Annotated in this window: 9 protein-coding genes; all 9 read left to right on the forward strand. The window is 71.0% G+C overall.

Annotated features, from left to right (window positions below):
• The first annotated feature begins 57 nt into the window (after positions 1-57).
• The 9 genes from WMR31_RS11955 (at position 58) to WMR31_RS11995 (ending at position 8,133) form a co-directional block, all read left to right on the forward strand.
• Complete coding sequence (locus WMR31_RS11955) at positions 58-672, forward strand: TetR/AcrR family transcriptional regulator (protein WP_340539057.1); 615 nt, start codon at positions 58-60, stop codon at positions 670-672.
• 87 nt (positions 673-759) lie between these two features.
• Positions 760-1,566 carry a hypothetical protein gene (locus WMR31_RS11960; RefSeq protein WP_340539058.1) on the forward strand — a complete coding sequence of 269 codons (807 nt, stop codon included), beginning with the start codon at positions 760-762 and terminating at the stop codon, positions 1,564-1,566.
• Positions 1,563-2,222, forward strand: coding sequence for an RES family NAD+ phosphorylase (locus tag WMR31_RS11965; RefSeq protein WP_340539059.1), 660 nt, complete (start codon positions 1,563-1,565; stop codon positions 2,220-2,222). Before WMR31_RS11960 ends, WMR31_RS11965 begins: the two co-directional genes overlap by 4 nt.
• A 55-nt stretch (positions 2,223-2,277) precedes the next feature.
• Complete coding sequence (locus tag WMR31_RS11970) at positions 2,278-2,868, forward strand: VanZ family protein (RefSeq protein WP_340539060.1); 591 nt, start codon at positions 2,278-2,280, stop codon at positions 2,866-2,868.
• Positions 2,869-2,877: 9 nt separating this feature from the next.
• Entirely contained in the window at positions 2,878-3,945 is a 1,068-nt protein-coding gene (gene hisC / locus WMR31_RS11975) for a histidinol-phosphate transaminase (RefSeq protein ID WP_340539061.1), read from the forward strand.
• 173 nt (positions 3,946-4,118) lie between these two features.
• The gene (locus WMR31_RS11980; protein WP_340539062.1) at positions 4,119-5,021 is read left to right on the forward strand and encodes an Rv0361 family membrane protein; all 903 of its coding nucleotides are present in this window, start codon (positions 4,119-4,121) and stop codon (positions 5,019-5,021) included.
• Between the two features lie 126 nt (positions 5,022-5,147).
• A complete protein-coding gene (locus WMR31_RS11985; RefSeq protein ID WP_340539063.1) occupies positions 5,148-6,107 on the forward strand; it encodes a DUF2510 domain-containing protein in 960 nt (319 codons plus the stop codon).
• Between the two features lie 64 nt (positions 6,108-6,171).
• Positions 6,172-7,179, forward strand: coding sequence for a glutathione S-transferase family protein (locus WMR31_RS11990; protein WP_340539064.1), 1,008 nt, complete (start codon positions 6,172-6,174; stop codon positions 7,177-7,179).
• A gap of 9 nt (positions 7,180-7,188) precedes the next feature.
• Complete coding sequence (locus WMR31_RS11995; protein ID WP_340539065.1) at positions 7,189-8,133, forward strand: cation diffusion facilitator family transporter; 945 nt, start codon at positions 7,189-7,191, stop codon at positions 8,131-8,133.
• Positions 8,134-8,476 lie beyond the last annotated feature (343 nt).

Here is an 8,476-nt window from a genome sequence, read left to right on the forward strand (position 1 = left end):
GTGTCATAACATTGTGATCGATTCGACGATAACGGCGTTATAGGGAGGACCGCAAGGGTGTCTGTACCACCTCCGGAGACCTCGCCGGACGACGAGCGGGCGGCGCTGCGCCGGCGTCTGATCGAGGTCGCGACCGACGTCCTGGCCGAGGAGGGGCCCTCCGCGCTGACGGCTCGCCGGGTGACCCGCGACGCCGGCACCTCGACCATGGCCGTCTACACGCACTTCGGCGGGATGCCCGGCCTGGTCCGGGCGATCGTGGGTGACGGCTTCGCGCGCCTGGACCGGCGGATGGGCGAGGTGCCGATCACCGACGACCCCCTCCAGGACCTGGTCGCCTTAGGGGAGTCCTACCGCCGGCACGCCCTGGAGCATCCGCACATGTACGCCGTCATGTTCGGCACCACGAGCCTGGGCGGCTACGGGTTGAATCGCGAGGAGCGCGAGATCGGGCTGGTGGCGTTCGGCAACCTCGTCGCGGGCGTGCAGCGTGCGATGGACGCCGGCGTCCTGCGCCAGGGCAGCCCCGACGCCGTCGCCGGGCAGCTGTGGACCGCCCTGCACGGCTACGTGATGCTCGAGCAGTCCGGGTTCCACCTCGTCGTCGACCATCCCGAGGCCGACGTCCTCGCCCCGATGATGACCAACCTGATGGTCGGCCTGATGGCCTGATCCGGCCCGCTTGCCCCGCCAGTGCTAACGAGTATTATCGAGTGTTAGTAAGGGTTAGCGGGTCTCGAAGGCAGGCTGAGGAGCGAGATGGCGAAGATTCGCCTCGACACGGCGGCATTCCGGGATCGGTCGGCGGCCACCGCCCCCCAGGCCGTGCACCGCCCCGACGCGGCCACCGTCGACGTCATCGTCGAGATCAAGGACGATCTGGGCGCGGTGCTCCTCCGGGTACAGGCCTCCGACGGGGAGACCTGGCAGTCGGTGGGTGCCGACCTTCTCGAGCAGGGACTGACGACGATCTTCGTGCGCGAGTCCCTCCTTCAGCGCACGGCTTCCCGGTTCGGGATGCCGGCCGAGGACCTCCTCGCGTCCCTGGCCGACTCCGCCGTCGACGTCGCCGATGCCTCGGCGGGCTTGCCCCAGGCCGAGCACGACGCGCTGCGCCACGCCGGCATCTCCCTGGACGGCCCACCCGACGACCCGTCGGGCGCGGCTCAGGTCGCGGTGGGTCTGGCCAGGTCGCGACGGTTCCGCGACGAGGCCCTCACGGTGGCGCAAGCAGCCACGGCGCTGGGCGTCACGACCGGGCGGGTTCGTCAACTGGTGTCCGCGGGCACGGTCGTGACGATGCCGGGCGGTCAGGGCCCCGGCGGCGACACCGGCTACCTGCTGCCTGCCTGGCAGATCACCGACCATCAGCTCCTGCCAGGACTCGGGCTGGTGGCAGCCGCAGCCTCCGGTGTGCACCCGATGACCCTCGCCGGCTTCATGACGCGCCCCAACCCGGACCTCGACGTCGACGATCGAGCCGTCGCCCCGGTGGAGTGGCTGATGGCCGGCGGTGACGCGCAGGTCGTCGCCGACCTCGTGACCGGACTTCGCGTCGCGGCGTGAGCACACGCTGCCCGCGACCACCTGCGGAGCTGCCGGCTCTCGAGGGCGGTGACGTCGCGGCGTGGGAGGACTTCGTGGTCCGGATCTACTCCTCCCAAGGGCCCTACGCCGTCACCTGGTCGACGTTCCGGGCCTACGGCCCGGTCGCGTCCATGCGGTTCGACCACCACCCGCCGCCGGCACGTCTGCACCCGACGCGCGCGGTGAGCTATACCGCCGGTGCGTGGACCGGCCCGGAGGGTGAGGTGACCGACCCGCTCGAGGTCGCGGTGCTCGAGCGCTTCCAGAGCGGCGGCGTCATCGACCGGCGCACCGACGGGCCTCGATACGTGCTGTGGAAGCCGACCCGGGCGCTTCGGCTGCTGCGGCTCTCGGATGCGGACTGGGTGTCGCGGGCCGGCGGCAATGCTGCCCTGATCTCCGGCGCGCGGGGGACCGCGCGAGCTTGGTCGCGCGCGATCCACTGCGCCTACCCCGACCTCGACGGCCTCGTATGGTCCTCCAGCGTGCTGCCGCCCGGGCGTTCGATCGTGCTCTACGAGCGCGCCCTCGACGCGTTGCCCGGCGCGCCGTCCAGCGACCGTGCGTTGTCCGAACCGTTCTTGCAGCCCGCCCTGGCCCGCGCCGCGGGTCGCTTCGGCCTCACGCTGCTATGAGCCAGGGACTGCCCGGCGACCCCGGTGGCTGGCTGCAGTCGGTAGCCTCGGGTGAGTGTTTCCGGTAGGTGGCGTGGGCGTCATGCTCGCCGGCGTCGCCATCGGCGGGGTGCTGTGCGCGCTGCTCGCGCTGGCCCTGGTGCGCCGCACCGGCCCGGTGGCGGCCCTCGCGATCGCCGGCCTGCTCTGGTCGATCGCCATCATCGGCCTGATCACCCTGCTGCCGGCCGACGGCGCCCCGGGTCTCGTGCCGGCGGAGGGCCGGCTCGAGACCTGCTCGTGGGACATCGGCGGCCCGGCGCCCGACGGCTTCTGGATCTTCTCCGGCGGCCAGCGACTCCTGAACGCCGTCGTCTTCGTCCCGGCCGGTACCTTCCTGGTCGTCGCCGCGTCCCGCTGGGGCAAGGCGGCCTTCCTCACCGTGCCGGTCGGCTTCGCGTTGCTCGCCGCCTACTCGGTAGGCATCGAGTGGACCCAGCTCGCGCTCGCCCGCCTCGACCGGGCCTGCGACGTCACCGACATCATCGACAACGTCACCGGTGCGGCGATCGGCGTCGGAGTCGGGATCGTGCTCGCGCTGGTCCTACGGCCGTGGCGACGACGTCGTCCGCCGACGGCTGGGGCGGCCGCGGGAGAGACGCACTAGCCTCACCCCATGGCCCACCCGCAGCCGCGCGAGAACGTCACCCGGATCCCCGCCTACGTCCCCGGCCGGCCCCCGACGGTCCGACCCGGGATGACGGCGTACAAGCTGTCGAGCAACGAGAACCCCTACCCGCCGCTGCCGGGAGTGGTCGAGGCGGCCGGCGTCGCCGCCGCGGCGATGAACCGCTATCCCGACATGGGCAGCGCCGAGCTGTACGCCGCACTGTCGGAGCGGCTCGGCGTCCCGGCCGCCGACCTGGCCACCGGCACGGGGTCGGTCGCGCTGATCTATCAGCTCGTCAACGCCTTCTGTGAGCCGGGCGACGAGGTGGTCTACGCCTGGCGCTCCTTCGAGGCCTATCCGATCGCGATCACCGCGGCCGGCGCCACCTCGGTGCAGGTCTCCGTGACCGCCGACGGCCGGCACGACCTCGATGCGATGGCGGCCGCGATCACCGACCGCACCCGCATCGTGATGCTCTGCACCCCTAACAACCCCACGGGTCCCGCGCTCACCCAGACCGAGCTCGACGACTTCCTCGCCAAGGTGCCCGAGGACGTCGTGGTGGTGATCGACGAGGCCTATGTCGAGTTCGTCCGGATGGATGACGCGGTCGACGGCCTCGCGACCTACCGGGCCCACCCCAATGTCGTCCTGTTCCGCACCTTCTCCAAGGCCTACGGGCTCGCCGGCTTCCGGGTCGGCTACGCCGTCGCTCCCGCGCCGATCGCCGCGGCGCTGCGCGCGGTGTCCCTGCCCTTCGGTATCTCGGCGGTCGCCCAGGCCGCCGCGGTCGCCTCGCTCGAACGCGAGAGCGAGCTGCTCGAGCGGGTCGAGGCGCTGGTCGTGGAGCGCACGCGGATCCGCGACGCCCTGCTCGAGCAGGGCTGGGAGATCCCGGAGGCCCAGGGGAACTTCGTGTGGTTCCCGATCGGCGAGCGTGCCGCCGAGTTCGCCGCGGCCGCCGATGCTGCGGGACTGACCGTCAGGCCGTTCCAGGGCGACGGCGTCCGGGTCTCGATCGGCGAGGTCGAGGCCGGTGACCGGCTGCTCGAGGTGGCGGCGTCACTGCGCTGACGGGAGGGCGCGAGGAGCGATTGGGATCCTGCGGCGCCGGGTAGTCATTTCGCGCGGGCGGTCGCTCTGAGGGAGACTGCCCGTACGCCTATCGCGTCGACGTCCTCCGGCACAGATCCGGTGACGTCGCCGCGCGAGCCCACAGACACGCCTACCCCCTCGCAGGAGATCCGATGAGCAACACGACCCCTCCCGGCTGGTACGACGACGGTCAGGGCGGCCAGCGGTGGTGGGACGGTAGCCAGTGGGCGCCGGCCGGGCAGTCCGGTCAGGGTGGGTCGGGCCAGCCCGGCCAGTACGGTCAGCCCGGCGGCCAGCAGGGGCAGTACGGAGCGCATCAGGGCGGCTACGGCCAGCCCGGGCAGCCGGGGCAGCCCGGTCAGTACGGGCAGCCGGGCCAGTACGGTGGCCCGGGTCAGTACGGCCAGCCGCCGAAGAAGAAGACCGGCCTCATCCTCGGGATCGTCGGCGGTGTCGTGGCCCTCGCCGTGATCGCCGTGGTGTTGATCCTGGTGCTCAACGGAGGCGACGACAAGGACGGCGATGAGGGCGACGAGGCCGCCGCCGCTACCGAGACCGTCCAGAACTTCATCGACGCCGCCAAGGACCAGGACTGCGACGCCGCGGCAGCGCTGACAACCGGCGACCTCAAGAGTGACATCGAGGCGCAGTGCGAGGAGGACTCGATCGCTCCCCCGGAGGAGATCGAGTACTCGGTGGGCGAGGCGGAGGTTGACGGCGACTCGGCGACGGTCGACGTGACCGGAACCTTCGAGGGCGAGTCGCAGGTGATCCCCTTCAAACTGACCAAGGAGGGTGGCGACTGGCTGATCACCGCCTTCGACGAAGATGCTGAGGAGGGGGGCGCCACCGGCGACGCGCCGACCGCGGAGGTGCCGACCGAGCTTCCGACGGACCTGCCGACCGAGCTGCCCACAGACCTGCCGACCGAGCTGCCCACGGACTTCCCCAGCGACTACCTGTCCGACCTGCCGACGGACTTCCCGACCGACTTCCTCTCCGATCTGCCGACGGACTTCCCGACCGACTTCCCCACGGACTTCCCCACCGAGTGAGGTAGCCCGGGAGTGGTTCCTCTCGCTGGGCGAAGTGTGGAACACCCGGCACATGGAACGATGCCGACAACGCACCGTCGGCTGAGCACCTTGTTCGGCCACTGAGAGCATCGCGAGGAGCCCCCCATGACGCACGGCAGCACCCCTCCAGGTTGGTACGACGACGGCCAGGGCGCCCAGCGCTGGTGGGACGGCTCGCAGTGGACCGACCAGACCCGTCCCGGCCCGGGGGCTCCCGAGAGTGGAACCGGCGGCGCCGCCGGCGCTGGTGGCACTGGTCGCCCAGAGCAAGGACCCGACCTGCACGCCGAGCCGACCCGGGTCGCCCCGGGGGGCCCGTCCCCGGCGGCTCCTTCCTCGGGGTCACCGAGTCTCGACAAGGGCGCCGACTCCGACAGGGGCTCGTCCGCTGACGCTCCGGCCGACGTCACCCGGATCGCGCCACAGGGCGCACCCTTCCCTGGCGCGGGCGGGGCGCCCGGCGTCCCCCACTCCGGCGCCCCCCACGGGGCACCGCCCCCCACGCCTCCCTACGGCCAGCAGATGCCGGGCGGACCCGGAACGCCCGGCGCACCCGGCCAGCCGCCCTACGGCCAGCCCGGCCAGCCCGCGTGGCAGCAGCAGCCGGGAGGTCCGGGCGGAGGATCCTCGGGCGTGAACGGCAAGCTGATCGGGATCCTCGGCGGCGCCGCCGTGGCGGTGATCATCGTGATCGTGCTCCTCTTCGTGTTCCTCAGCGGTGGCGGGGGACCGAAGGACACCGTCGAAGACGTTTTCTCCGCGGTGCGTGACGACGGTTTCTGCGCTTCGTTCGAGCACACCTCCAACCGCGGGCTCGAGACCGACGAGGACGGCCGCGAGGACGCCATCAAGCAGGCCGAGAAGGATTGTGCGTCGGCCTTCGAGGGTGAGGACGCTGAGGTCGACCGTGCCGAGGGCTGCGAGTTCGAGGTCGGCAAGGAGGAGGTCGACGGCGACAAGGCGACCGTCGAGTACAAGGTGACCGGCTGCGACAACGAGGACAACAACGACGAGGGCGAGTTCCATCTGGTCAAGGAGGGCGGGGAGTGGCGCATCGACGGCTGAGCCCGACCGCGTCAGTCGAGTCAGGCCGCAGCAGGAGGTATGAGACATGGAGAGTGGCACGTCGATGAGCGCTGATGCATCGAGTCCGGCGACGAGCGAGGCGACCTACGTCGAGCCCGGCAAGGAGTACGTCCGCGACACCAACTACGTGCCCGACCGGATCACCGAGGTCGTCGACGGCGTCCCCCGGACTCCCGAGTTCGGGCCGACCGACGGCGAACTGTGGCCGGTGGAGCCCGGCCGGTACCGGCTGATCGCCGCCAAGGCCTGCCCCTGGGCGAACCGGGCGATCATCGTGCGCAACCTCCTCGGTCTCGAGGACGTCATCTCACTCGGGATGCCGGGACCGGTGCACGACGAGCGCTCCTGGACCTTCGACCTCGATCCCGACGGCCGCGACCCCGTGCTCGGGATCGAGCGCCTCCAGGAGGCCTACTTCAAGCGCTTCCCCGACTACCCGCGCGGAATCACGGTGCCCGCGATCGTGGAGGAGTCCACCGGGAAGCTGGTCACCAACGACTTCCCGTGGATCACCCACGACCTCTTCCACGAGTGGAAGCAGTTCCATCGCCCCGACGCGCCCGACCTGTGGCCGGCCGACCAGCGCGAGGAGATGGACGCGGTGATGAAGCGCATCTTCACCGAGGTCAACAACGGCGTCTACCGCTGCGGTTTCGCCGGTTCCCAGGAGGCCTACGACGCCGCCTACGAGCGACTGTGGGTGGCCCTGGACTGGCTCGAGGAGCGGCTCGCGACCCGGCGCTATCTGATGGGCGACTCGATCACCGAGGCAGACGTCCGGCTGTTCACGACCCTGGCCCGCTTCGACGCCGTCTACCACGGGCACTTCAAGTGCAACCGCCAGCGGCTCACCGACATGCCGAACCTGTGGGCCTACGCCCGAGACCTCTACCAGACCCCCGGGTTCGGCGAGACGATCGACTTCGACCAGATCAAGCAGCACTACTACGTCGTGCACCGCGACATCAACCCGTCGGGCATCGTGCCGCTCGGACCCGATCCCGCCGGCTGGCTCGAGCCGCACGGGCGCGAGGCGCTCGCCGGTTCGTAGCCTGAGCCCATGGGCTTCGGACATGGGCACGGCCACGGCGGCGGGTCCGTCGGTGGTCACGCCGCCGGACGTGCGGCCGACCGGCGCCGGCTGCGCTGGGTGCTCGGCGTCACCGCCTCGGTGCTGGTCATCGAGGTCGTGGGCGCCCTGGTCACCGGGTCACTGGCGCTGCTCGCCGACGCCGCGCACATGGCCACCGATGCCGGCGGGGTGCTCCTGGCGCTGGGCGCGTCCTATCTCGCCGCCCTGCCGGCCGGGCGTCGCTCGACGTTCGGGTACCACCGGGCCGAGGTGCTCGCCGCGCTGCTCAACGCCGTCGTCCTCTTCGTCGTGTGCGGCTACCTCGCCTGGAACGGCATCAGTCGCCTCACTGACCCCGAGGACGTCGAGGCGGGCACGATGGTGCTGTTCGCGATCGCCGGCCTCGTGGCGAACGGCGTCTCGCTGACGATTCTCAGACGGTCCGACACCGACTCGCTGAACATGCGCGGCGCGATCTACGAGGTGATGGCCGACCTGCTCGGATCGGTCACCGCGATCGTCGCCGGCGTGATCATCTGGGCCACCGGATGGCTCCAGGCGGACTCGATCGCCTCGCTGCTCATCGCCGCGATGATCCTCCCGCGCGCGGCGATCCTGGCCCGCGATGCGACCGTCGTCCTGCTCGAGATCGCCCCGGCCGGACTCGACCTCGACGACCTCGACCACCACCTGCGGCACGTCGACGGCGTCGTCGACGTCCACGACGTGCACGCCTGGACGATCACCAGCGGCATCGCCACCCTCTCGGCCCACGTCACCGTCACCGACAAGGCCCTCGCCGAACGCGGCGTCGGGCGCATCCTCGACGAGCTGGGTGCCTGCACCGCCGCCCACTTCGACGTGCGCCACTGCACCTTCCAGATCGAGCCCGTCTCCCACAGTGCCCACGAGAACCTCGGCGAGCTCCACTGAGCGCCAGCGAGCAGGCCGAAGCCCCTGCAACCGGCGCTGCCAGGGCTCCCGAGGTCGCCTTCGGGGTTTCGTCGGCGCCGACGAGTTCGTTCCTCACTCGTCGGCTTGCTCAACCTCCGGGGGGTCGCACCCCGGCAACCGTCCTTGCCAGGGCTCCCGAGGTCGCTTTCGGGGTTTCGTCGGCGCCGACGAGTTCGTTCCTCACTCGTCGGCTTGCTCAACCTCCGAGAACTGCCCGCGGCCGGAGGTTGAGCAAGCGAGCGCCAGCTGTTGTGGGTAGGGAGGTTGGTGACAGCTCGGCGTGGCGGGGTGGGTAGAGGGCCTTTCCGCGTGTTCGGTGTGT

It is taken from the genome of Nocardioides epinepheli (genome assembly GCF_037936805.1).
Taxonomy (GTDB): Bacteria; Actinomycetota; Actinomycetes; order Propionibacteriales; family Nocardioidaceae; genus Nocardioides.